This is a genomic window from Bacillus cereus group sp. MYBK220-1, from assembly GCF_051916445.1.
Taxonomy (GTDB): Bacteria; Bacillota; Bacilli; order Bacillales; family Bacillaceae_G; genus Bacillus_A; species Bacillus_A cereus.
In genome coordinates this window covers 552,169-576,168 of record NZ_JBQAGQ010000003.1, presented here as the reverse complement: position 1 = coordinate 576,168, position 24,000 = coordinate 552,169, and the positions used below count along the sequence as shown (strand labels likewise).

The window sequence follows — 24,000 nt, the reverse complement described above, 5'->3', positions numbered from 1 at the left end:
CTAATCGTGTGAGACTAGGGTGCAAGAAAGAAGCCACCCTTTCCGGTCTCACAGGACTGAATTAAAAGGTTATTATTATGAAGCAATCTGCTTAGATTGTTTTATTTGTTTCGTTTCCGGTAGTAGTAGATTTAACAGTACACCTACAATTGCTGCTAGTGCCATTCCTTCTACTTGGAATGATTCTCCTACATGAAGTACCGCTCCACCAATACCGATTACTAATATTACTGATGCAATCATTAAGTTTCGTTTGTCACTTAAATCTGTTTTATCATCTACCATCATGCGTAATCCGCTTGATGCGATTACACCGAATAGTAAGATTGATACACCACCCATAACTGGTGTTGGGATCGAATGAATCAGTGCAGAAATCTTACCGATAAATCCGAACATGATTGCGAATACTGCTGAACCGATGAATAAGTATACACTGTATGCTCTCGTAATTGCTAGCACACCGATGTTTTCACCATACGTTGTATTCGGTGGCCCACCGATTAGTGACGCGATTAATGTTGCTACTCCGTCACCGAAGATTGAACGGTGTAAACCTGGTTTTTCAATTAAATCTCTTTTAATAACATTTCCAAGAACAATTTGATGTCCGATATGTTCTGATATTGTTACTAGTGCAACTGGTACCATCAAGAGTACAATCTTCCATGAAAACTCTGGTGTGTATGTTACAAATGGTACTGTGAAATCTGGTACAACAAACCATTTTGCCTCAGCTACCGGCTTTAAGTCTACTAGCCCTTGGAAGTAAGCGAAGATATATCCGCCGATAATGCCAAGTAACACTGGTATGATACTGAAAAATCCTCTTCCAAATATCGAGCATATAATTGTAATTGCTAATGTTACTAACGCTACTGAAAAGTGTGTAAAGCTATATTTGCCATCCGCACCGTTCATCGCCATGTTAACTGCTGTATGTGCTAAAGCTAGACCGATTACCATTACTACTGGACCAACTACGATTGGTGGTAGTAATTTCATAATCCACTCTGATCCTGATTTCTTAATTCCGAGTGAGATTAAGATGTACACAAGTCCTGCTAGCAAACCACCAAGCATTGCCGCTCCCGGTCCACCTGCCGTTTTCGCTGTTATAATCGGTGCGATAAAGGCGAATGATGATCCTAGATAAGCAGGTACTTGACCTTTCGTTATAAGAAGAAACGCTAACGTTCCTAATCCACTTGATATTAATGCTACTGATGGATTCAATCCTGTTAAAAACGGAACAAGCACTGTTGATCCAAACATCGCGAACAAATGTTGTATACTTAAAAATAACCATTTTCCCGGTTTCGGTACTTCATTAACGTCTAACACTGGCTTTTGTTCCATTGTTACATCCTCCTTCAGTTTAAATCTTTGCAATAAAAAAACTCTTTGTGCCTGTGCACAAAGAGTCCTACACTTTCGTATGCCAAATTTGACATATGAAAGCCAAGACCCTTTGGCAGCCTCACAGGACTACATTTAAAAGGGCTTTACTTATCGTATATGCTTACTCGATCTTGTTGATCTGTCTCTTGCAAATCAACTTCGATACGCTCTTCACTTGATGTTGGAATATTCTTCCCTACATAATCAGCGCGAATTGGTAATTCGCGATGACCTCTATCAACAAGAACCGCCAATTGGATTTGAGATGGTCTACCTAAATCCATAAGAGCATCCATTGCTGCTCGAACTGTTCTTCCTGTATATAATACGTCATCCACAAGGATAACTTTTTTCTTCGTAATATCTACAGGGATATCAGAACCTTTTACAAGTGGTTCTTTATTTTTCGATTGTAGTGTTAAATCATCACGATATAACGTAATGTCTAACTCTCCAACTTCCATTTCTTTTCCTTCAATTTGACCAATTCGTTCTGCCAAACGTTGTGCAATAAAAATTCCACGAGTTTTAATTCCGACAAGAACACAATTATCGACACCTTTATTTCGTTCCACGATTTCATGACTAATTCGTGTTAAAGCGCGGCGAATCATTTGGTCATCTAAAACGACAGCTTTCTCTTGCATGCTCTACACCTCCAAGCTTTTTTCTTGCGTGAGAGTAATGGTATAAAAAAAGTCCTCTCAGCGTGTGCGAGAGGACTTTTGAAAAAAGGGTACAACATACCCTAAGTATTTCAAACCGTTACCTTCTCAACCTCACGGGGCTGTGTTAAAGGATCATTATTTAACTGTTGTCAGTATCTCAGTTTTCTTATGATTTGTCAATACTATTTTCGTAAAATATTTAATGCGTCTTCAAACACTTCTGGAATCGGTGCCTCAAACTGAATATATTCACCAGTACGAGGATGATCAAAGCCTAAAATACCCGCATGAAGTGCTTGTCCATTCATATTTAACGTTTTCTTCGGACCATACTTCGGATCTCCTGCAAGTGGATAGCCAATATATTTCATATGAACACGAATTTGGTGCGTACGTCCCGTTTCTAAGCGACATTCTACAAGTGTAAAGTCTTTAAAGCGTTCTAACACTTGGAAATGCGTAACAGCGTTCTTACCATTTTCATCAACTGTCATACTTTGACGCTCTTTCTTATCACGAGCAATCGGAGCATCAATCGTTCCCTTATCATGCGGAATCACACCGTGTACAATCGCTTTGTAACGTCTCGTTACTGTTTTTGCTACAAGCTGATTTACAAGCGATTCATGTGCCATATCATTTTTAGCAACCATTAATAGTCCAGATGTATCTTTATCGATACGATGCACGATACCTGGACGCATTACACCGTTAATGCCTGATAAGTCTGTACAATGGTGCATAAGGCCATTTACAAGTGTACCACTTGTATGCCCTGGTGCTGGATGTACAACCATACCACGTGGCTTATTTACAACAAGCACATCTGCATCTTCATAATAAATTTCTAAATTTAAATCCTCTGGTTGAATATCTAACTCTTCTGGTTCAGGAATTGTTACTGTAATTTCATCTTCTTCTTTTACTTTATAATTCCCTTTTACCGCTTTCCCGTTTACTGTCACAACTTCATCTTTAATCCATTGCTGCACTTGCGTACGTGACCATTCGTTATTTATCCCTGTAACGAATTTATCAATTCGCTCGTTTTTTTGCTCTGCTGCAACTGTTACTTGTACTACTTCACTCATTCAATTACTCCTTCGCTTTCTTGCCTTCTAATAATGTTTGAATAATAATTAATACAACACCAATACATAATGCTGAATCAGCTATATTGAATACTGGATAGTTGTACGAGAAAATATACACGTGAATGAAATCCACTACTTCTTGTCTAAATACACGATCAATAAAGTTACCAATTGCCCCGCCCAAAATTAGGCCTAACGAAATACCTAGAAGCTTGTCTGTTTTCGCATACTTTTTCATATAAAATACAATAAACACTACAAAAACAACTGTAATAATGTAGAAGAACCACATTTTATTTTCTAAAATACCCCAAGCAGCGCCTCTATTTCGATGTGATGTTATGTATAATACATTGTCGATAATCGGAATACTCGTACCCAATTCCATGTTCTTTACAATTAACCACTTCGATATTTGATCGATAGCAATGACGAATAACGCTATTACATAATATATCATTTTCATTTCCCCCACAAAGACAGTGTACCTCAAAATTTTAGCATAGCTGCTACCTTTTCACAATGAACCTTTATAGAAGAATAAAATAAATTAAAAAAAGGTAATATAATATCGTTGTGCGTATTCATACATTTACCTTTTCATAAAAGAATTCATGAATCGTACGGGCAGTCGGCATTGTCTTCATTTGCTTTGTCGAAATTAATCTCCCCGTATCTTCACAAATACCATACATGTCTATTTCCATTTTAAATAATGCGCGTTCTACATCCTTTAAATCCTCTTTTATATCATGTAATAGCAATTTTTTCTTTATCTCTTCCTTAATTTCATATCCAAGCTCTTGGCTGAACTCGACATCATATTTGTGCATTACTTCTTTAGCTAGTCTCTCTTGCAACTCTTTTCTCATCAATTGCAATTCTTCTTTTATTTCCATGTAAATTTCATTCACGTGTACATTCCTCCTAGCTGTAATGTACAGTTAGTGTGTCCGAAATTTATTTGCTTACCTCACACACATTTTTCCTTCACAGGAAAGAGTCTGAAAGTGATTTTGATATGCCATCAACAAAAAAACTGACTGCATCAATAGCAGTCAGCTTTTTTTATTATTTTACATAGTTTTCTTTAACAACTGTTGCACAACGCTCACATAATGTTTCATGTTCAGCATCTTTACCAATTGTTTCTGAAACTACCCAACAACGTTCACATGTTTCACCAGTTGCTTGAGCAACAACAACCGCTGTATGTTCATACTTCGGTGCATCTGCTGGCGCTTCATCCATCATACCACCAAGTTTATACTCAGAAACGATGAATAATTGCTTTAAGTCTTCGCTAATAGACTCTAACATAGCTTTCATTTCTGCAGTTGGATATAGCGTAATGCTTGCATTTAATGACTTACCGATTACTTTTTCATTACGAGCTACTTCTAGTGCTTTTAACACGTCATCACGTAATGTCATAAATGCATCCCATTTTGTTTTTAACGCTTCCGCGTCATCTAATTGTACAGCTTCTGGCATATCAGTTAATTGTACACTTTCTTCTGTTACGCCTGGAATGTATGGCCATACTTCATCAGCTGTATGCGGTAAGATTGGTGTTACAAGTTTCGTTAACGCAACAAGAACATCATATAATACAGTTTGAATCGCACGACGATCTTCGTGGTTTGCACCTTCAATATATAAAATGTCTTTTGCAAAGTCTAAATAGAATGAACTTAAATCAATTGTACAGAAGTTATGAATTGCATGATACACAGCAGCGAAGTCGTATGTCTCATATGCTTCTTTAACTTTTGTAATTAAGTCATTTAATTTCACTAACATGTAACGATCTACTTCACGAAGTTCAGCTACAGCTACTGCATTTTCACTTGGCTTAAAGTCGTCTAAGTTTCCTAATAAGAAACGGAATGTGTTACGGATTTTACGATACACTTCTGCTACTTGTTTTAAAATATCATCTGAAATACGTACGTCAGATTGATAGTCAACAGAAGATACCCATAAGCGTAAAATGTCTCCGCCTAATTGATCCATAATTTTCTTCGGTACGACGATGTTTCCAATCGACTTACTCATCTTACGTCCTTCACCATCTAGTACGAAACCGTGACTTAGTACGCCTTTATATGGAGCTTTACCTGTTACAGCAACTGCTGTTGATAATGAAGAGTTAAACCAACCACGATACTGGTCAGATCCTTCTAAATATAAATCAGCTGGACGCTGTAAATCTTCGCGCTCTTCTAATACCGCTTGGTGAGAAGAACCTGAATCGAACCATACATCCATGATGTCTGTTTCTTTACGGAATTCCCCATTTGGGCTACCTGGATGTGTAAATCCTTCTGGTAATAGATCTTTCGCTTCACGCTCGAACCATACGTTAGAACCGTGTTCACGGAATAAATCTGCTACATGGTTAATTGTTTCATCCGTAATAATTGGATCACCATTCTCAGCATAGAATACTGGAATTGGCACACCCCATGCACGCTGACGAGAAATACACCAGTCACCACGGTCACGAACCATATTATGAAGACGAGTTTCTCCCCATGCTGGTACCCATTTTGTTTCTGCTACAGCTTCTATTAATTCTTTACGGAATGCTTCAATAGATGCAAACCACTGTGCTGTCGCACGGAAAATAATTGGTTTTTTCGTTCTCCAATCATGTGGGTATGAATGTGTAATGAATGTTAGTTTCAGTAACGCGCCTACTTCTTCTAATTTTTCTGTAATTGGTTTGTTAGCTTTATCATAGAATAAGCCTTCAAATCCAGGTGCCTCATTTGTTAATACACCTTTATCATCGACTGGGCAAAGTACTTCTAATCCATACTTTTTACCAACAACGAAGTCATCTTCCCCGTGTCCTGGTGCTGTATGAACACAACCTGTACCTGCATCTGTTGTTACGTGGTCTCCTAGCATAACTAATGAATCACGATCGTAGAATGGATGTTTTGCAACTGTGTACTCAAGTTCGCTACCTTTTACTGTTTTCACAACTTCAGCATTTTCCCACTCTAACGTTTTTGCAACTGTCTCAAACAGCTCAGAAGCAATGATATATTTCTCATCGTTTACTTTTACAATGCTATATTCAAGCTCTGGGTGAACAGAAATACCTAAGTTTGCAGGTAATGTCCAAGGTGTCGTTGTCCAAATGATGTACTTTTCATCACCTTCTAATACGTTCTTTCCATCTTTTACAGGGAATGCTACGTAAATAGATGCTGATTTTTTATCTTGATATTCAATTTCAGCTTCCGCTAAAGCAGATTCACTCGTTGGAGACCAGTAAACTGGTTTTTGACCTTTATAGATATAACCTTTTTTCGCCATGTCACCAAACACTTTAATTTGTTGTGCTTCATAAGCTGGCTCTAAAGTAATATATGGATTATCCCAATCTGCACGTACACCTAGACGCTTAAATTGTTCACGTTGACGTTCTACTTGTTCATATGCATACTCTGCACATAACTTACGGAACTCAGCAACTGTCATTTCTTTACGTTTTACACCTTTATTTGTTAAAGCTTGTTCAATTGGTAAACCGTGCGTATCCCATCCTGGAACATATGGCGCACTAAAACCAGTCATTGATTTATAACGAACAATAAAGTCTTTTAATACTTTATTTAATGCATGTCCCATATGAATGTCACCATTCGCATATGGAGGTCCATCATGCAATACAAATAAAGGACGTCCTTTTGTATGTTCTTGTACTTTTTCGTAAATATTCATTTCAGCCCATTTTTCTTGCATTGCAGGCTCACGTTTTGGTAAATTCCCACGCATTGGGAACTCTGTTTTTGGCATCAGTAATGTATTTTTGTACTCCATGCTCAATTCCTCCTTACATGTATAAAAGAAACACTTAAAAAACGGAATAAAAAAGAGACCTTCTCATCCCAAAAAGGGACGAGAAAGTCTCCCGCGGTACCACCCTAGTAGATCATATACATGTGTATAGAATCCTCTTTATATTCTTAACGCGAATACACGCCTACGCTTACTCTATTTGTTCAGCGCGGAACTCCAGGGTGATATTCCCACTATCTCCTTATCCTGAGCTTACACCATCCTCAGTTCGCTATATAAGGTTTGAAAAGGTACTTATCCCTATCTTCGTTTTTCTTAATAAATATGTTGTTTAAAATTATATGTAATAATGAGAAAAACGTCAAGCTTACACTGTTTCTTCTTTTTTCAACAGTTCATCTACTTCGTCTTCTAATTCAATTAGTTTATCCCAATCATCGTTGTTTAACATCTCAAGCTGTGTTTCTAATAACATACGGAAACGAGTTCGGAATACTTTCGCTTGTTTCTTTAGCTCTTCAATATCAAAAGCAACTTTTCTTGATTTTACTAATGCTTCGTTAATAATACGATCAGCATTCTTTTCAGCTTCACGCACAATTAATTTCGCTTCTTTTTGCGCATTACGTTTTACTTCTTCCGCTGCTTCTTGTGCAACGACGATAGATTTGTTTAACGTATCTTCAATATTAGAGAAATGATCTAACTTCCCTTCTAACTGCGCAACTTTTTCTTCTAAAGCTTTTTTCTCACGAATGACCAATTCATAATCTTTGATAATTTGATCAAGAAACTCATTTACTTGATCTTCATCATAGCCACGGAATCCGCGACCAAATTCTTTGTTATGAATATCTAATGGTGTTAACGGCACAACGCCACCTCCAAGTAGTTATCTAAATTTCCTCTTTCAATTATATCTTTTCTTCGACAAAATAGGAGGATTTCCTTCTAAAAAACCAATCATTTTAGTATACCATACAAAATTCTCCATTTGTCGCGTTTTGTTCTACCTTCTACAGAAAATAATTTACTTCGGCCATATCCTCTAACAGAAAAAACATCTCCTGGATAGCATTCATAAGAAGTTTGCTCCACTGTTTTCCAATTGACTTTTACTAAACCATTTTTTATGAAAGGTTGTACTTTCTGTCTAGATAAATGTAACATTTCAGCTAACATAACATCTAAACGAAGTGAAGAAACCGTTCCAGATTTCTCTCCCCACGTTTCATCTATCTGTAGAATTTGTTCTCCTTGCACTGACGCTAAAGAGACTTTTACTTTCCCTATTGATTGTAAGTTCATCTCAATATACGATACAATTTCTTTCGCAACTACAATTTGGGCACGATTTTCTTGCAGCAAAATATCACCACATTTTTCTCTTGTTAAACCAAGAGACATAAATGTACCTAATATTTGCCTATGTTCTAGCGTATAAAACTTGGAAGGATAGTCAATTTCTAATACTTCTACTTGAAATTCTTCTTCATTTAATTCTAGATAGTCTGGATAAATAAGTGCTCTTTTACGCTCTGCATTAGGCGTTGCACCACCAAATTGCACAGCAACATCACCTTGTCCTATTACCATAGAAACAATTTGTTGTTGCCTAGGATCAAGAAAATCCGTTAACTTCACTTGATGGTATTCCGCCGCTCGCTTCCACTCTAGCACTTTATCCACAAAGACCTCCTCATCAGGCCTAAAATGTTCGTAGATGCTCATGTATTTACCTTCTTACTATAAGAAATAGCTTAATAAACTGAACAAACCAGTTTTAGCAAGTTTCAACGCAAAGATCGCAACGATTGGAGAAATATCAATCATTCCAAGCGGCGGAATAAAGCGGCGGAATGGTTCTAAATACGGTTCACAAATACGTGCCAGGAACTCTCCAAAAGCTGATTCCTTTGCACCAGGAAACCATGATAGGAGAATGTAAATAATAAGTGCCCACGAGTAAATCTCGATAGCATAACTTAACACTATAAAAACTGTTGTCATGGCGTATTACCACCTCTTTATATTTGTTTCTTCTTCTTCACCGAATAACTCTGAAATCGCACCAACAATATCTACATTTTCAGGTGTACACATAAATGTTTTCGGCCCTATTTTTTGAATGTCCCCGCCTATAGCGTATACAGTACCACTTAAAAAGTCAACGATACGTACCGCTTGATCAGTAGACATTCTCTGCAAATTAATTACAACAGCTCGTCTACCTTTTAAGTGGTCCGCAATCCCTTGTGCTTCCGAATATGTGCGTGGTTCTAATAAAACAACTTTTGAAGATTGTTTTGCTGTTTCAATACTCACAACATTTTGCTTCGGTTGCGCTTTCGGAAACGTAACGTCTTGTTGTTCTGGTGGATCTTGCTGCTTTTTCATGTCTGTTTGCTCCTTTTCATAACCATATTGAGCTGCTTCTTTTTCTTCCGGTGTATCAAAAAAGAAGTATTTTACTTTTGACCAACTCATAATAAGATTCTCCTTCCTTTTACGCTTTCCCTACTAAAATCGTTCCCAAACGAATATATGTAGCCCCTTCTTCAATTGCAATTGTGTAATCATTGGACATTCCCATTGATAATTCTTTACATGGCGCATGTAATAACTCTAGCTCCTGCACCTCTGTTTGCAGCATACGTAATTCCTTAAAACAGCGTCTGATTTCTTCCTCTTCTTCTGTAAATGGAGCCATCGTCATTAGTCCAACCACTTCAATTTTATCGAATTCTTGCAAACTTTGAATAAAAGAAACAACCTCTTCTATTGCCAATCCTTGCTTCGATTCTTCAGATGAGGTTTTCACTTGAATAAAGCATTTCACTTTCTTATCAGCACGTTTCTGAATTTCTTTCGCCAGCGAAAGACGATCTAACGAATGTAAATAATCAATTTCATTAATGATTTCTTTTACTTTTCTCGTTTGTAATGAGCCAATAAAGTGCCAATTAACTTTTGAACCGAAATGCTCGTATTTCTGTAAGAAACCTTCATTTCTATTTTCACCTAAATCGATAATTCCAGCTTCAATTACTTCGTTTGTTTTTTCAATCCCTACAGTTTTTGTAACTGCAACAAGTTTAATATCTTGCAACGAACGTCCAGCTCGAGCGCAAGATTCTTTAATAGCTTCGTCTACAATTACTAAATTTTCTTGTACTGTCACTTGCTTCCTTCCTCCTTAAAACCTATGAAACTCAACATTCTTCCTGTCTTACCTTGATCACGACGATGAGAGAAAAATAGTTGCTCTTCACAGCTTGTACAAAGAGATGACATTACAATATGCTCTTCTTTTATGCCTGCTTGTACACATAATATACGATTAATTTCTTTTAAATTAATTGCGTACTGCCCGTCAGAAATTTTTTGATGAGGAACAGCACCGCTAACTACTTCCTGTGCTGCTGTTAATACACGATCATCCACAACATAACAACAAGATCCGATCGACGGCCCAATTGCAACATGAATTTCATCACTTGAAATACCTTCTGCATTCCACTTTTGAATCATTTCCTTTGCAATCTCTTGTACAGTGCCTTTCCATCCAGCATGCGCAAGTCCTATCATACCATGTGATGGTGCATAAAAATAGAGCGGAACACAATCCGCGTAACAAGACGTTAACAGAACATCTTCATTACTCGTATAAATGCCATCTGTTTTTGAAATGCCGTCCTCATATGAATAGACACCACTTCCCTTTTCCTGTTGCCCTACTTTTTCAACATGATGAGCATGAACTTGTTCAGAGCAAATCCAGTTTTCTAATGGTTTTTGTAACTTATTTGCTAAAATGCGTCTGTTTTCATGAACGTTCTCCACGATATCATTCACATGTAATCCTAAATTCATCGCATGAAAGGAGCCCGTACTTATCCCACCATCTTTTGTCGTAAATCCAGCAGTAATGTTTCCAAGTTCTTTCCACGCTTGTAAATACAGTATACCGTCCACATATTTAAATGGTTCTCTCATAATAAAGCGGCTCCTTTTAATTAAAATAACAGAAAAAAGCATGGTACTTCCTGTCTATTTTACCATACTTTTATTTTTTCATAATCCTAACAGAAAAAAAAGAGGAATTTGTAATATTCTTTATGAAATTGTCGGTGTTTGTATTGATTCTGTTACAGAATTAACAGGATTTACTCTTACAAGTATGACATCCTCCCCAATTTTCACAATTTCCTTCCAAGGAATTACAATCTCAACATCTTTTCCAAAAATACCTAGCATACGTGTCTGTTTGGAAATAATAACAGAACAAACTTGCCCTGTGTTCATATCAATTTCAATATCTCCAATATTCCCAATCCTTTTTCCATCTGAAATATTTATAACATCCTTCATCTGTAACTCTGAAATTCGTATCACCATTTTTATCCTCTCCCTTATATGACAAATTGGAAACTGTTTCTCATATTTACAGGAAGCCATCTATACGAAACACCATGCTAGTTTCATTATATGAACACTAATCCCCTACTATGAGCACAAACCATATTACATATAAAAAGGTCTCACCATAATTGGTGAGACCTTATCCTTGAATCGTTTTATTCATTTGTTTAATAGCTGACTTCTCTAAACGTGATACTTGCGCTTGGGAAATCCCAATTTCTTCTGCAACTTCCATCTGTGTCTTTCCTTGGAAGAAACGTTTTCTAATAATCATTTTCTCTCTATCATTTAAACGCTTCATTCCTTCTTTCAATGCTAATTCTTCAACCCACTGCTCGTCCTTTTGTTTTTCATCACTTAACTGATCCATAACAAAGATAGGATCTCCCCCATCATTATAAATCGGTTCAAATAATGAAACTGGATCTTGAATCGCATCTAAAGCAAATACTATCTCTTCATGAGTTACTTCTAGCACTTTTGCAATATCCATTGCTGTTGGTTCTTTTGAATTTTCTGCAATCAATTTTTCTCTTACTTGCAAAGCTTTATACGCAATATCTCGCAATGAGCGCGATACGCGAATCGGATTATTATCACGCAAATATCTGCGTATTTCCCCAATAATCATCGGCACAGCATACGTTGAAAATTTTACATTTTGGCCTAAATCAAAATTATCAATTGATTTCATAAGTCCGATGCAACCAACTTGAAATAAATCGTCAACATATTCTCCTCTGTTATTAAATCTTTGGATGACGCTCAGTACAAGACGTAAGTTTCCATTCACTAATTTTTCTCTTGCGCTTATCTCTCCACTTTGCATTTCACGAAATAATTTACGCATTTCATCATTTTTTAATACTGGAAGTTTAGCTGTATCAACACCGCAAATTTCTACTTTGTTTCTCGTCAAAGTGTTCCCTCCTATCGGGAGTTGCTGTACAGTGTAAAGTATTTCCTTTGAAGGGGATTTTATGCATGTGGTTTTTTCACGATTTTTTATTTAAATTATCTTTCCTAATACAACTAAATAGAATAAGACCAGCCTACATAACGGCTGGTCTTATTCTTCACACCATTTTATTAAATTCTTTTCGTAATCTTTTTATAATTCTTTTTTCTAAACGCGAAATGTATGACTGTGAAATCCCAAGCATATCCGCCACATCTTTTTGCGTCTTTTCCTCTCCTCCAGCAAGCCCAAACCGAAGTTCCATAATTTGTTTTTCACGATCATTTAATTGGTGTAATGCTTTCATTAAAAGGTGACGATCTACAGTAGCTTCTAAATCTTTTGTAATAATATCATCATCTGTACCTAACACGTCAGACAATAACAGTTCATTCCCATCCCAATCAATGTTTAGTGGTTCATCAAAAGAAACTTCCGAACGATTTTTGTTATTTCGACGTAAATGCATTAAAATTTCATTTTCTATACAACGCGATGCATATGTTGCTAATTTTATTTTCTTTTCTGGATTAAATGTATTTACCGCTTTAATAAGGCCGATTGTTCCTATACTAATCAAATCTTCAATATTTATCCCTGTATTTTCAAACTTTCTTGCTATATATACAACGAGCCTTAAGTTACGTTCAATAAGTAATGACCTTGCTGCCTGATCTCCTTTTGGCAATTTATTCAAAAGAACTTCCTCTTCTTCTTTTGTTAACGGTGGTGGCAACGCTTCACTTCCACCAATATAATAAATTTCATCGGTCTTAATTCCTAATTTCAGCAATACTTTATACCAAAGGTATACTAAATAAAATTTTAATTTCATCATATTATCCCGCCTCTCATTTATTAAGCGATCACCATTTTTTGCGAAATCAACATTTTTGGATGCACAATACATTGATACTCCCCATTAGTAGACAGCTGTTGTGTATTTAATCCAATTAATACTTTGTTTACAACAATAGAACTACCTTCATGGTCAACTTGCACACTGTCAGGCTTAATTGCCCACAAAAATTGACTCTCTACTCCTACTGCACGGAAAGGAATTAAGCGTAATTTGGTCGCCCAACCAGAATCATTTTCTGGTATTTGAGGAATTTCTGTTTTGGAATAAATTTGTTCTGTTAACCAAGATGGTAAGCAATGTTCTAATGATGAAACATGCATAATCATAACAGGTGTTTTTGTTAATGGGTCATAAAGTTGGTTCCCACTGTCAATAAGACCTGCGAGTTCTAGTTCTTCTTCGGCTAATTGAATTTTTACTTTCACAATTTGATCATAGTGTATTTTCGTGACCTCTACGCTTTCAATACGCTTTTTAGAAAAATAATAAATTACTGGAAAACCAAAAATAACAAATAACCAACTAATTGGATCACCGTAAGAAATTGACTGAGATTGAACCAATCCATTTACCATTTCATTCGTTTGCAAAAAGAAATGAGTTCCAATTAATCCTCCGCCAACCATAAAGGTTACAAAGTAAAAAGTAAAAACAGTTTGTGCATAATTTCTAAATGTTGTAAACCCAAATGCTGTATACACAATAAGTAACGAGTACAGTAGTTTCATAATTGGATGTGTCATCATAGAAGCAAAAGGAGTAAAGGCAAAAATAACAATAGTTGAACCTATAAATGCCCCTAACACAAGCCTCCATCTTTTGATTTTCTTTTTTAACACGGTAGCTGTTAATAAAAGCAAAAGAAAATCAATGCAGGCGTTTAACAACCAAACAACGTCGGCGTAAACAACCAAACAATTCACCTCTTTTTTCAAGTTGAGACTAGTATAATGCATATCCAATAGGAAAGTGTGTCAATTTGCGGAGGTGTTTTTTTGTTATTTTGTGATTTCTAGACATAATCTGTCGGTAAAAAATAAAAGTACAAATTCATAGAATGATATACTCTTATTTTCACAAACAAAATATATTGAAATATACGAAATAAAAAAAAAGACCTGCTTAGCAGGTCTTTTCCATAAAAAACAAAAAGGAGCATGAAAGCTCCTTTTTTTATCGTCTACGACGGTTACGTAAAAATGCTGGAATATCGATATCATCTGAATCTGAATGACGCTCATGTACAACTGGCTCTTCACGCTTCATTTCACGTTTTACTTCACGCTGTTTTGAAGGTTGAGCTACTGGTTGTTGCTGTTGTTGCGTGTGGTTCGCATTCGGACGAATAATTGGTTTTGGTGGTTGAGTTGCAATGCTATCATCAAAACCAGTTGCAATTACAGTTACAACGATATCATCTTTTAATCCTTCGTTAATAACAGAACCGAAGATCATATTTACTTCTGGATCTGAAGCTGAAGCTACGATGTCTGCCGCTTCTTGTACTTCATATAAGCTTAAGTTAGCGCCACCCGTAATGTTCATGATAACACCTTGAGCTCCATCAATAGATGTTTCTAGTAATGGGCTAGAAATCGCTTTTTTCGCAGCTTCTGCAGCACGATTTTCCCCATTACCAGAACCAATACCCATTAAAGCAGAACCTCTATTAGACATAATTGTCTTTACGTCTGCAAAGTCTAAGTTAATTAAACCTGGCGTTGCAATTAAATCCGAAATACCTTGAACACCTTGACGTAATACGTTATCAGCTTCACGGAATGCTTCTAACATTGGCGTATTTTTATCAACAATCTCTAATAAGCGATCGTTTGGAATTACAATAAGAGTATCTACATTTTCTTTAAATGCTGCAATACCAGATGCTGCTTGCGTCGCACGCTTACGTCCTTCAAAAGTAAATGGACGTGTTACAACACCTACTGTTAAAGCACCTAATTCTTTTGCAACTTGAGCAACAACTGGAGCTGCACCAGTTCCAGTTCCACCGCCCATACCGGCAGTTACGAAGACCATATCCGCACCACGAAGTGCTTCTTGGATCTGTTCTTTACTTTCTTCTGCAGCTTTTTTCCCTACTTCAGGGTTTGCGCCTGCACCAAGTCCACGCGTTAATTTTCCACCAATTTGCATTTTTGTTTCAGCTTTTGATAGATTTAATGCTTGTGCATCAGTGTTCACAGCGATAAAGTCTACACCTTGTACACCGTGTTCAATCATACGGTTTACAGCATTGTTTCCGCCACCGCCGACACCGATAACTTTTATATTCGCTAATTGATCTTGAGTAGTATCAAACTCTAACATGTCGAAATCCCCCTAGAACCTCATTTTTCGTGTCCAATTTTAATCCCATAAATAACGGAATACACGTTTTACTTTTGACATCATGCGGTCATCATTTTGATTATTATTGTTTTGATTACGAGTTTTTTGTTTCGTGGGTTGCTGTTGTACCGGCGTTGGTGCTGGTGCTGGTACTGGTTCAAAATGCTCTTGCTTTTCCTGCACATTTTTCCCACGTAATTTAGCTTTTTGATAAGAATGTTTAATTAATCCAACTCCACTTGTATATTGGGGCTCACGCACACCAATATAATCAGGAGTTGCTACACGAACATTTTCATGTAAAATATCATATGCAAGATCAAGAACACCTGGCATAGAAGCAATTCCGCCAGTTAGTACATAACCAGAAGCCACTTGCTTTACTCCTAACTTACGCACTTCATCTTGAACAAACATTAAAATTTCCTCTACACGAGCCTCTATTATATCCGATAATTCCAACTGAGAATATTGTTCTGTTTGATCACTTCCCATAATAGGAACCGTAAACATCTCTTCTTCAGATGCTGTATCATAAAAAGCATGTCCATATTTCAACTTAATTTGATCTGCATTTTCTGTTGAAGTTTTCAACCCAATCGCAATATCTTTCGTTATATGGTCTCCACCTAATGGTAATACGCTCGTCGCTTGTAACTCTCCATCTTTAAAAATAGATAAAGTTGTAGATCCTCCCCCCATATCAACAAGGGCTACTCCTCTATTTTTTTCATCTGAAGATATTGCAACTGTTGCAGCCGCTAAAGGTTGAAGACAAATATCAACAATTTCAAGACCTGCTTTTTCTACACAACGAAGTAGGTTATGTAGTAAAGTTCTCGAGCCTGTAATAAGTGTACCTTCCATTTCTAATCTTACACCGATCATCCCGCGTGGATCGTTAATCTCGTCAAGACCGTCTACGATGAACTGTCGAGGTACCACATCAATAAACTCACGTTCTGGAGCAATTGACACAACTTGTGCTGCATCTAGAACGCGTAAGACATCTTCATTCCCGATTTCACGATCTTCATTTGAAACAGCGACTACTCCGTGACAAGGAAGTAGCTGTACCTGGTTTGCATTGACACCTACTACAACTTGCTCAATGTGGATTCCCACCATGCGCTCAGCTTGTTCAATTGCTTTTTTAATTGATCGAACAGTCTCGTCTATATCAACTATCGATCCCTTCTTTAAACCATTTGATTTTACATTTCCAACACCAATAATGTTTAAGCTGTCATTAACCATTTCACCAATGATGACTTTAACATTGGATGTACCGATGTCAAGACTAACATATATTTCATTGCTGTTCATTCTTTGGCACCTCCTTCTTTATTTATACCATACAACTCAATATATGGAACAACAATCGCAACTTTACTATTTATAAGAAAAATATTCAACGTCTTTATACGTTTCCCTTTTTTAACCCTATATTTTTCTTATTTTTATTTAGCATTCAATTAAGAATATCGCAGTAAACTATGAATAACTGCTTATCTTGAAATAATTCTATTTCGAGTGTAAAGTTTACCGCCAAGTATAAGTCTACACTAAGATGTACTCATAGAAAAGTGAAACTTGTACCAATACTAGTATGAATCTAAGAATTTTTACATATTTTTCATCAAATGAACCATTCTTCTAAATTCGTATACACATAATAGAACATTCGTTTCGTTTTTTCTGCTATAAGTAACGAAAACTACCATTCTATTCTTTTTTTTCTTCTGCACCTAATTCTTTCGTATATGCACCTACTTCTAAGTCAATTAATACCTTCTTACCTGGCTCAATTGTTTTTAAAATAAGCGGATAGGCTTCCATACGTTTTGCGAAATTTTGAATTGTAGTGCTCACTTCATAACCTTCATTCATATATAAAGTAAGATGATCTTCATTGGCATTCGTTGGTGAATAGCGAATCTCCGAAATAGATTTTAAAATAGCTGGTGTTAATTTTTCTAGTTCAGCGATTAACTCCTTCATTTTCTCTTCTTTAAAAGGTTCGAAAATCGGTGCTGCAACAGGAAGTTTTCCATTAGGTAGTACATCAAGTGTTTTTCCATTCTCTAATAACGGTTGTAATTTTCCCTCTTTATTTATATAACCAATCGTTACATATTCTTCGATATGAATATCAATATTGTTTGGAAAACGTTTTTTTACATTTACTGCTTTAATTTCTTTTCGCTTCGTTAAGTTTTCTTCAGCTTTATGTGCTGTCACTCGGAAATAACTTGTATCATATGTCACGCCTGAATCCTTCATTACTTGTTCATCCGTCATATAGTGATTTCCAAACACACTAATCTTTTTTATATTACTAAGCGGAGACCGAAAATAAATTAAAAAGAGCACTAATAAAAATAAAATTGATATGTATAAAATCAATCGATGATTAACATTTTTTTTGTTTTTTTTCTTTTGATTTTTCAATTTTGGTACACGATCTTGTAGTTTAATCACTTTACTATTATTCATGTACGATCCCCCTATGTAACATAAAGAACGGCATGTTCCTCATGCCGTTCTTATCTTCTTATTATAACATAAATGATAATGAGCGGAACGAATAACCGTTATCTTCCAATGATTTCTACTTCTGTGTGCATATCTACATCAAATTTATCCTTAATTGTATGTTTTATTAATTCAATTAAAGACAATACATCTTGCGCTGAAGCTCCCCCGGTATTAACAATAAAATTGCCATGCATTTCAGAAATTTGAGCTCCACCAATCCTATAACCACGAAGCCCTGCTTTTTCTACTAAATCTCCTGCAAAATGTGGGATTGGATTCCGAAATACACTTCCTGCACACGGGTGATTCCATGGTTGCGTTTCACGGCGGTAATCTTTATTATTTTGCATGCTACGTACAATTTCTTCACGTTTTCCCGCCTGTAATTGAAACACCGCCTCTAAAACAATACCAGGACGTTTCGTTTGCAATACAGATGCCCGATAAGAAAACTCCAGTTCTTTATTCGTTAACCAGTCAATTGTACCGTCTTCAAACAGAATGAGAGCCTTCGATAATACACTCGATATATCCGATTTATGTGCACCTGCATTCATATATACTGCACCACCGACACTTCCTGGAATACCGCTTGCAAACTCCAATCCAGCTAACCCTTGACGACTAAGTAAAGTTGACAATTTAATAAGAGGATATCCACTACCAACTCTTACCTTATGTTTTTCGACCTCTAAGTGATCTAATCCTTCTCCTAAACGAATAACAACACCTTCTATGCCTTGATCAGATACAAGAAGGTTTGAACCGCGACCAATTACAGTCCACTTCGTTTTGTATTGTTTTACTAACTGTAATGTTTTTTCAATACCGGCTACATGCTTTGGCACAATTAAAATATCCGCTGGTCCACCTATTTTCATAGTTGTATAACGTGCTAACGGCTCGTTAACTAAAACACGACCAACGTCTGCTTCTATAAGCTCATTTACTAATTGTTCCATAGACAATCTCCCCCATATTAAGTCTCCTTATGACAATAATATGCAGGGCATTCACCTAACGTTATCCCTCTATTTACGGGCAGTACAGCTCCTAAATCAAAATTAGGCGATAATAAAGAAATTAGGCGGAATGAGGATACCAGTAAACATCCGATTAGTGAAAGGTAATAATCAACGAGAGAGAATCACTCCCCGCTGATTAAAGCCTCACTTTATTTTTTTACAAGCTTATTCATTACTTCATACAGCTTATTTGCTGCATCTGGAATACCTAGTTGCTTAGCAGCTAGCTTCATATTTTGTAATGTTTGTGCATCTAATAAAATCTCATCAATATCACGAATAAGCGTTTCAGCTGTTAAATCTTTTTCTAGTAACATTTTTGCCGCTCCTTTATCAACAACTGAACGTGCATTCTTTTCCTGATGATTATTTGTTACATACGGACTCGGTATTAACACACTTGGTTTTCCTAACGCTGTTAATTCTGCAAGTGTTGTTGCCCCAGCCCTTGAAACAACAAGGTCTACACCAGTTAGTACCTCTGGCATATTATGAATGAACGGCTTAATAATAACATTGCTTGGGTTCCCTTTTTGCTTCACGGCTTCCATCACTTTGTCATAATGTACTTCACCTGTTACATATAGTATTTCGTAGCTTTTGTTCCCAAACTGTTCAATTGCTTCAACGAAGGCATCGTTAATCGGTCTAGCCCCACGACTTCCACCAAATATAAGTACAGACTTTTTAGGAAGAGAAAGCCCAACTGAACGTTTCCCCTTCATTCCATTTTGATCCATTACCTCTGATGCTCGTGGATTACCTGTCATTACCACTTTTGACTCTGGAAAATGCTCTATAGCTGCTTCAAAACAAACAGCAACTTTATCAACATAACGGCTTAAAAACTTGTTCGTTACACCTGGTACACTATTTTGTTCATGTACAATAGTTGGAATACCTAATTTGGCTGCAGCGTATACAACTGGTCCACATACATATCCACCCGTTCCAATTACGATATCCGGATTAAAACGACGAATATATCGTTTACTATCCTGTACACCTTTTAGAAAACGCATTACTGTTTTCACATTATCTAATGATATTTTTCGTTTAAATCCACTTATAACAATAGATTGAAATGGTATACCTGCTTTTGGAACGATTGTACTCTCTAGTCCATTTTCCGTACCAATATATAAAAATCTTGCTTCTGGATTTAACTTTTTTATTTCTCTAATTAAAGCAAGAGCTGGATAAATATGACCACCAGTACCCCCACCACTCACTAATACACGCACTACTAACTCCTCCGCTTCTCTTTTCTTATTTCCATTATATTTATTTCTATATACATATTGCATTTTTACACACATACGAAAAACCCTGTCTTATAAACAGGGTTTAGTAGCGAGAATGGCGACTTATATTTAATAATACACCTACTGCCATTAACATTAATGTCAAACTTGATCCACCATAACTTAAAAACGGCAAGGTAATACCCGTAACAGGCATCAGTCCTGTTACAACACCAACATTAATCATTACTTGAATCGCAATCATCGCCACAATACCTACTGCTAAAAACGTACCATATAAATCTGGCGCTCCTAATGCGATACGAATCCCGCGCCATAATAATAGACTAAATAATAATAACACAAATGAACCACCAATAAAACCTAATTCCTCGGATAAGATCGCAAATATAAAGTCAGTTTGTGGTTCAGGTAAATAAAGAAATTTTTGTCTACTTTGTCCAAGTCCAAGCCCAAATAATCCACCAGGTCCAATTGCAAGTAATGATTGGATAATTTGAAATCCACTCCCGAGCGGATCTGACCACGGATCTAAATATGATGTAATGCGTTTCATTCGATACGGTGCTGATGCAATTAACCCTACAAATCCTGCTACACCAATCAAACCAAACATTGCAAAGTGAAAGACCCTCGCTCCCGAAATGAATATCATAATGATACATGTCCCAACCATTACCGTTCCTGTCCCAAGGTCTGGCTGTAACATAATCATCCCAAAAGCAAGAAACACAAAACTAAGAGCCGGTAATAAACCACGTTTAAAAGATGTAATCAATTTTTGCCGTTCTGCTAAAAACTTTGCCAAGAAAATAATCATCGCAAACTTCATAAATTCTGACGGTTGAATCGAAAATGCTCCGATTCCAATCCAACTTCGTGCTCCTCCTCGAACAAGACCTACTCCAGGAATAAGAACGAGAATAAGAAGAATGAAGCAAACTAGCAAAATCACTTTTGAATACGTACGCCACACCCAATAATCAATTTTCATAATAAAAAACATAGCTACTACACCAAGACCCGCAAACAGTAATTGTCTTTTTGCAAAAAAGAATGAGTCCCCCATTTTATAAGAGGCCCAAACTGCACTCGCACTATAAACCATAATCATTCCGATTGTCAACAATGAAAGTGTTACGATGATGAGCATAAAATCAGGCGTTTTCTTCATTACCCACAAACACCACCTCTTTAGGCAGAACCTTTTGCCCTATGTAACAAAACATCAGTAGGTGTTAGCCTACTGATGTTTTGATTTACTTTATATAAGTTTATGCACAGCTTGTATAAAAATGTCTCCTCTTTCTTCAAATGTTTTAAATTGATCCCAGCTTGCACACGCTGGAGAAAGAAGAACGACATCACCATCTTTAGAATGAGCATAAGCTTTCACCACTGCTTCATCTAAAGTATCGACACTTTCAATTATATCTAATCCCGCTTTTTCTGCCGCTCTTACTAGTTTAGGAGCTGTTTGTCCAAATGTTACAATCGCTTTTACATTTTTGAAATACGGAATTAAATCATCGAATTCATTTCCGCGATCAAGCCCACCTGCTAGTAACACAATCGGTTGTGTAAACGCAGATAGTGCTTTCTCAGTCGCTAACATATTCGTTGCTTTCGAATCATTATAAAACTTACGGTTGTTAATCGTTGTTACATATTCTAAACGATGTTTTACACCCGTAAAACGTTTTAACACGACCGTAATTGCTTCATTAGAAGTACCTAATAATTTCGCAATACTCATCGCAGCTAAAATATTTTCTAGATTATGTTGACCAGGTAAAACGATATCGCTTACTTCAACAACTTTTTCACCTTTGAAATAAAGAGCGTTATCTTTTATACACGCACCATCTTCAATTTCTTTCGTTGTCGAAAACAGGATTTTTTGACCTTTAGAATACGCAGACAAAGCCATCACATCTGCATCATCCGCATTTATTACACTATAATCATTTTCTGTTTGGTTTTTAAAAATATTTGCTTTTGCTAAACCATATTCTTTCTTCGTCCCATGATAATCTAAGTGGGCCTCAAATAAATTTAAAAACGCAGCAATTTTAGGTTGGAACAATTCTACTCCCATCAATTGAAACGATGAAAGTTCTGTAACTACAACTTCATTTTCTTTTGCATCCTGTGCTACTTCACACGCTACAGTTCCAATGTTCCCTGCAATTACAGGATGCTTTTGTCCTTCTTTTAGCATTTCAAATGTCAGCATTGTCGTCGTCGTTTTACCGTTAGACCCCGTAATCCCAACAAATGGTGCTTCTGAAATACGATATGCTAATTCAACTTCCGTAACAATCGGAATTTGTTTTTCTTTCGCAGCAACTAATATTGGATTAGAATACGGGATTCCTGGATTTTTTACTACAAGAGAAATATTTCTCTCTAATAATTCTAAAGGATGACCACCGCATACAACGTCCATTCCTTTTGCTTGTAATTCTGCAGCAAGTACATTCTCTGCTAAAGGCTTTCCGTCATTTACAATAACATTTGCCCCTAGCTTTTGTAACAATGTAGCTGCTGCATAACCACTTTTTGCAATACCCAATACAAGAATATTCTTATTTTGAAATTCAGTTACAGTTTTCAATTACATCCACACCCCGATATAAATTCCTAACACAGCTAATAAAAATCCTGCAGACCAAAACGTCACAACAACACGCCACTCTGACCAACCGCATAATTCATAATGATGGTGTAATGGACTCATTTTAAAGACACGTTTTCCTGTTGTTTTAAATGAAATGACCTGAATGATAACCGATAAAGTTTCCATTACGAATACTCCGCCAATAATTACAAGTAGCAATTCTTGTTTTAATAAAATCGCTACAGCTGCAATGGCTCCACCTAAAGCTAATGAACCTGTATCTCCCATAAACACTTTTGCTGGATTCGCATTGAATACTAAAAATCCAAGTACAGCTCCTACAACTGCCATACAGAATATCGCTACTCCAAATTGCTCTTGTGCCACAGCAATAATACTAAATGCTCCAAATGCAATAGCAGCTGTTCCTGATAATAAACCATCTAAACCGTCAGTTAAGTTAACTGCATTTGATCCACCAATAAGCATAAATAGTACAAGTACGAAATACGCCCAACCTAATTCAAACTTAACATCCGTTCCCGGAATCATGATGTATGTGTGGAACGCTTGCCCTTTTCCAATTAAAAAGAATGCAATAGCAATAACAAGCTGACCTACTAATTTTTGCTTTGATGTTAAACCAAGATTTCTCTTCTTAACTACCTTTATGTAGTCATCTAAAAATCCAATCAATCCGTAACCAAACGTCACTAATAGTAATAACGAAACCTCTGCACCTAAATAATTAAACTTAATCGCCATAATAAGTGAAGTTACCATCATAGATACGTATATGACGATACCACCCATTGTCGGTGTCCCTGATTTTTTTTGATGTGACTTCGGTCCCTCATCACGAATACTCTGTCCGAACTTTAATTTTCTTAAAAATGGAATAAACAATGGCGAAAGGGCAACAGAAATTAAGAATGCTACCCCAGCCGTTACTAATAAACCTTGCTCAAGCACATGTAGTCCT

The 24,000-nt window shown here is 36.5% G+C and carries 24 protein-coding genes and 1 other annotated feature; all 24 genes read right to left on the bottom strand.

Going from position 1 to position 24,000, the window contains the following annotated elements; translation table 11 throughout:
* Positions 1-75: 75 nt before the first annotated feature.
* Positions 76-1,359, bottom strand: coding sequence for a uracil permease (uraA, locus tag ACTFRU_RS16790; RefSeq protein ID WP_000435928.1), 1,284 nt, complete (start codon positions 1,357-1,359; stop codon positions 76-78).
* 146 nt (positions 1,360-1,505) lie between these two features.
* A complete protein-coding gene (pyrR, locus tag ACTFRU_RS16785; RefSeq protein ID WP_001156491.1) occupies positions 1,506-2,048 on the bottom strand; it encodes a bifunctional pyrimidine operon transcriptional regulator/uracil phosphoribosyltransferase in 543 nt (180 codons plus the stop codon).
* Positions 2,049-2,251: 203 nt separating this feature from the next.
* Positions 2,252-3,160 (bottom strand): RluA family pseudouridine synthase, encoded by a 909-nt coding sequence (locus ACTFRU_RS16780; protein ID WP_440037715.1) that lies wholly within the window; start codon positions 3,158-3,160, stop codon positions 2,252-2,254.
* Between the two features lie 4 nt (positions 3,161-3,164).
* Entirely contained in the window at positions 3,165-3,623 is a 459-nt protein-coding gene (gene lspA, locus ACTFRU_RS16775) for a lipoprotein signal peptidase LspA (RefSeq protein WP_000642180.1), read from the bottom strand.
* A 124-nt stretch (positions 3,624-3,747) separates the two neighbouring features.
* The gene (locus ACTFRU_RS16770; protein ID WP_001002955.1) at positions 3,748-4,077 is read right to left on the bottom strand and encodes a molecular chaperone DnaK; all 330 of its coding nucleotides are present in this window, start codon (positions 4,075-4,077) and stop codon (positions 3,748-3,750) included.
* Between the two features lie 157 nt (positions 4,078-4,234).
* Positions 4,235-7,000 (bottom strand): isoleucine--tRNA ligase, encoded by a 2,766-nt coding sequence (ileS2, locus tag ACTFRU_RS16765; RefSeq protein ID WP_000455951.1) that lies wholly within the window; start codon positions 6,998-7,000, stop codon positions 4,235-4,237.
* 71 nt (positions 7,001-7,071) lie between these two features.
* Positions 7,072-7,295, bottom strand: a binding site (T-box leader).
* Between the two features lie 51 nt (positions 7,296-7,346).
* Positions 7,347-7,853, bottom strand: a complete 507-nt coding sequence (divIVA, locus tag ACTFRU_RS16760; protein ID WP_001131611.1) for a septum site-determining protein DivIVA — start codon at positions 7,851-7,853, stop codon at positions 7,347-7,349.
* 89 nt (positions 7,854-7,942) lie between these two features.
* On the bottom strand, positions 7,943-8,710 hold the full coding sequence (locus ACTFRU_RS16755; protein WP_002164454.1) for an RNA-binding protein: 768 nt from the start codon (positions 8,708-8,710) through the stop codon (positions 7,943-7,945).
* 15 nt (positions 8,711-8,725) lie between these two features.
* Entirely contained in the window at positions 8,726-8,989 is a 264-nt protein-coding gene (locus tag ACTFRU_RS16750; RefSeq protein WP_000214232.1) for a YggT family protein, read from the bottom strand.
* 6 nt (positions 8,990-8,995) lie between these two features.
* Positions 8,996-9,466 carry a cell division protein SepF gene (locus tag ACTFRU_RS16745; RefSeq protein ID WP_000119129.1) on the bottom strand — a complete coding sequence of 157 codons (471 nt, stop codon included), beginning with the start codon at positions 9,464-9,466 and terminating at the stop codon, positions 8,996-8,998.
* Between the two features lie 19 nt (positions 9,467-9,485).
* Positions 9,486-10,160, bottom strand: a complete 675-nt coding sequence (locus ACTFRU_RS16740) for a YggS family pyridoxal phosphate-dependent enzyme (protein WP_440037714.1) — start codon at positions 10,158-10,160, stop codon at positions 9,486-9,488.
* Entirely contained in the window at positions 10,157-10,975 is an 819-nt protein-coding gene (gene pgeF, locus ACTFRU_RS16735) for a peptidoglycan editing factor PgeF (protein ID WP_001209008.1), read from the bottom strand. Before pgeF ends, ACTFRU_RS16740 begins: the two co-directional genes overlap by 4 nt.
* A 120-nt stretch (positions 10,976-11,095) precedes the next feature.
* The gene (locus ACTFRU_RS16730; RefSeq protein ID WP_000236750.1) at positions 11,096-11,377 is read right to left on the bottom strand and encodes a YlmC/YmxH family sporulation protein; all 282 of its coding nucleotides are present in this window, start codon (positions 11,375-11,377) and stop codon (positions 11,096-11,098) included.
* A gap of 163 nt (positions 11,378-11,540) precedes the next feature.
* On the bottom strand, positions 11,541-12,320 hold the full coding sequence (sigG, locus tag ACTFRU_RS16725) for an RNA polymerase sporulation sigma factor SigG (protein WP_000197753.1): 780 nt from the start codon (positions 12,318-12,320) through the stop codon (positions 11,541-11,543).
* A gap of 157 nt (positions 12,321-12,477) precedes the next feature.
* Complete coding sequence (gene sigE, locus ACTFRU_RS16720; protein WP_000976948.1) at positions 12,478-13,197, bottom strand: RNA polymerase sporulation sigma factor SigE; 720 nt, start codon at positions 13,195-13,197, stop codon at positions 12,478-12,480.
* A 20-nt stretch (positions 13,198-13,217) separates the two neighbouring features.
* Positions 13,218-14,135, bottom strand: a complete 918-nt coding sequence (gene spoIIGA, locus ACTFRU_RS16715) for a sigma-E processing peptidase SpoIIGA (protein ID WP_000261975.1) — start codon at positions 14,133-14,135, stop codon at positions 13,218-13,220.
* A 259-nt stretch (positions 14,136-14,394) separates the two neighbouring features.
* Positions 14,395-15,549, bottom strand: coding sequence for a cell division protein FtsZ (gene ftsZ / locus ACTFRU_RS16710; RefSeq protein ID WP_000888984.1), 1,155 nt, complete (start codon positions 15,547-15,549; stop codon positions 14,395-14,397).
* Positions 15,550-15,588: 39 nt separating this feature from the next.
* A complete protein-coding gene (gene ftsA / locus ACTFRU_RS16705; RefSeq protein WP_001087558.1) occupies positions 15,589-16,896 on the bottom strand; it encodes a cell division protein FtsA in 1,308 nt (435 codons plus the stop codon).
* 399 nt (positions 16,897-17,295) lie between these two features.
* Positions 17,296-18,066 (bottom strand): cell division protein DivIB, encoded by a 771-nt coding sequence (gene divIB / locus ACTFRU_RS16700; RefSeq protein ID WP_001065794.1) that lies wholly within the window; start codon positions 18,064-18,066, stop codon positions 17,296-17,298.
* Positions 18,067-18,164: 98 nt separating this feature from the next.
* Complete coding sequence (gene murB / locus ACTFRU_RS16695; RefSeq protein ID WP_000437024.1) at positions 18,165-19,070, bottom strand: UDP-N-acetylmuramate dehydrogenase; 906 nt, start codon at positions 19,068-19,070, stop codon at positions 18,165-18,167.
* Positions 19,071-19,282: 212 nt separating this feature from the next.
* Positions 19,283-20,377, bottom strand: coding sequence for an undecaprenyldiphospho-muramoylpentapeptide beta-N-acetylglucosaminyltransferase (murG, locus tag ACTFRU_RS16690; protein ID WP_025709060.1), 1,095 nt, complete (start codon positions 20,375-20,377; stop codon positions 19,283-19,285).
* 103 nt (positions 20,378-20,480) lie between these two features.
* Positions 20,481-21,572, bottom strand: a complete 1,092-nt coding sequence (gene spoVE / locus ACTFRU_RS16685; RefSeq protein WP_000753524.1) for a stage V sporulation protein E — start codon at positions 21,570-21,572, stop codon at positions 20,481-20,483.
* Positions 21,573-21,662: 90 nt separating this feature from the next.
* On the bottom strand, positions 21,663-23,015 hold the full coding sequence (gene murD, locus ACTFRU_RS16680) for a UDP-N-acetylmuramoyl-L-alanine--D-glutamate ligase (RefSeq protein WP_000860116.1): 1,353 nt from the start codon (positions 23,013-23,015) through the stop codon (positions 21,663-21,665).
* Positions 23,016-23,990 carry a phospho-N-acetylmuramoyl-pentapeptide-transferase gene (gene mraY / locus ACTFRU_RS16675; RefSeq protein WP_000893060.1) on the bottom strand — a complete coding sequence of 325 codons (975 nt, stop codon included), beginning with the start codon at positions 23,988-23,990 and terminating at the stop codon, positions 23,016-23,018.
* Between the last annotated feature and the right edge of the window lie 10 nt (positions 23,991-24,000).

Bases quoted from the DNA above. Each gene is read 5' to 3' on its own strand.
- uraA (WP_000435928.1), bottom strand. From the start codon at position 1,359: ATGGAACAAAAGCCAGTGTTAGACGTTAATGAAGTACCGAAACCGGGA.
- pyrR (WP_001156491.1), bottom strand. From the start codon at position 2,048: ATGCAAGAGAAAGCTGTCGTTTTAGATGACCAAATGATTCGCCGCGCT.
- ACTFRU_RS16780 (WP_440037715.1), bottom strand. From the start codon at position 3,160: ATGAGTGAAGTAGTACAAGTAACAGTTGCAGCAGAGCAAAAAAACGAG.
- lspA (WP_000642180.1), bottom strand. From the start codon at position 3,623: ATGATATATTATGTAATAGCGTTATTCGTCATTGCTATCGATCAAATA.
- ileS2 (WP_000455951.1), bottom strand. From the start codon at position 7,000: ATGGAGTACAAAAATACATTACTGATGCCAAAAACAGAGTTCCCAATG.
- ACTFRU_RS16755 (WP_002164454.1), bottom strand. From the start codon at position 8,710: ATGAGCATCTACGAACATTTTAGGCCTGATGAGGAGGTCTTTGTGGAT.
- ACTFRU_RS16750 (WP_000214232.1), bottom strand. From the start codon at position 8,989: ATGACAACAGTTTTTATAGTGTTAAGTTATGCTATCGAGATTTACTCG.
- ACTFRU_RS16745 (WP_000119129.1), bottom strand. From the start codon at position 9,466: ATGAGTTGGTCAAAAGTAAAATACTTCTTTTTTGATACACCGGAAGAA.
- pgeF (WP_001209008.1), bottom strand. From the start codon at position 10,975: ATGAGAGAACCATTTAAATATGTGGACGGTATACTGTATTTACAAGCG.
- ACTFRU_RS16730 (WP_000236750.1), bottom strand. From the start codon at position 11,377: ATGGTGATACGAATTTCAGAGTTACAGATGAAGGATGTTATAAATATT.
- sigE (WP_000976948.1), bottom strand. From the start codon at position 13,197: ATGATGAAATTAAAATTTTATTTAGTATACCTTTGGTATAAAGTATTG.
- ftsZ (WP_000888984.1), bottom strand. From the start codon at position 15,549: ATGTTAGAGTTTGATACTACTCAAGATCAATTAGCGAATATAAAAGTT.
- ftsA (WP_001087558.1), bottom strand. From the start codon at position 16,896: ATGAACAGCAATGAAATATATGTTAGTCTTGACATCGGTACATCCAAT.
- divIB (WP_001065794.1), bottom strand. From the start codon at position 18,066: ATGAATAATAGTAAAGTGATTAAACTACAAGATCGTGTACCAAAATTG.
- murB (WP_000437024.1), bottom strand. From the start codon at position 19,070: ATGGAACAATTAGTAAATGAGCTTATAGAAGCAGACGTTGGTCGTGTT.
- spoVE (WP_000753524.1), bottom strand. From the start codon at position 21,572: ATGAAGAAAACGCCTGATTTTATGCTCATCATCGTAACACTTTCATTG.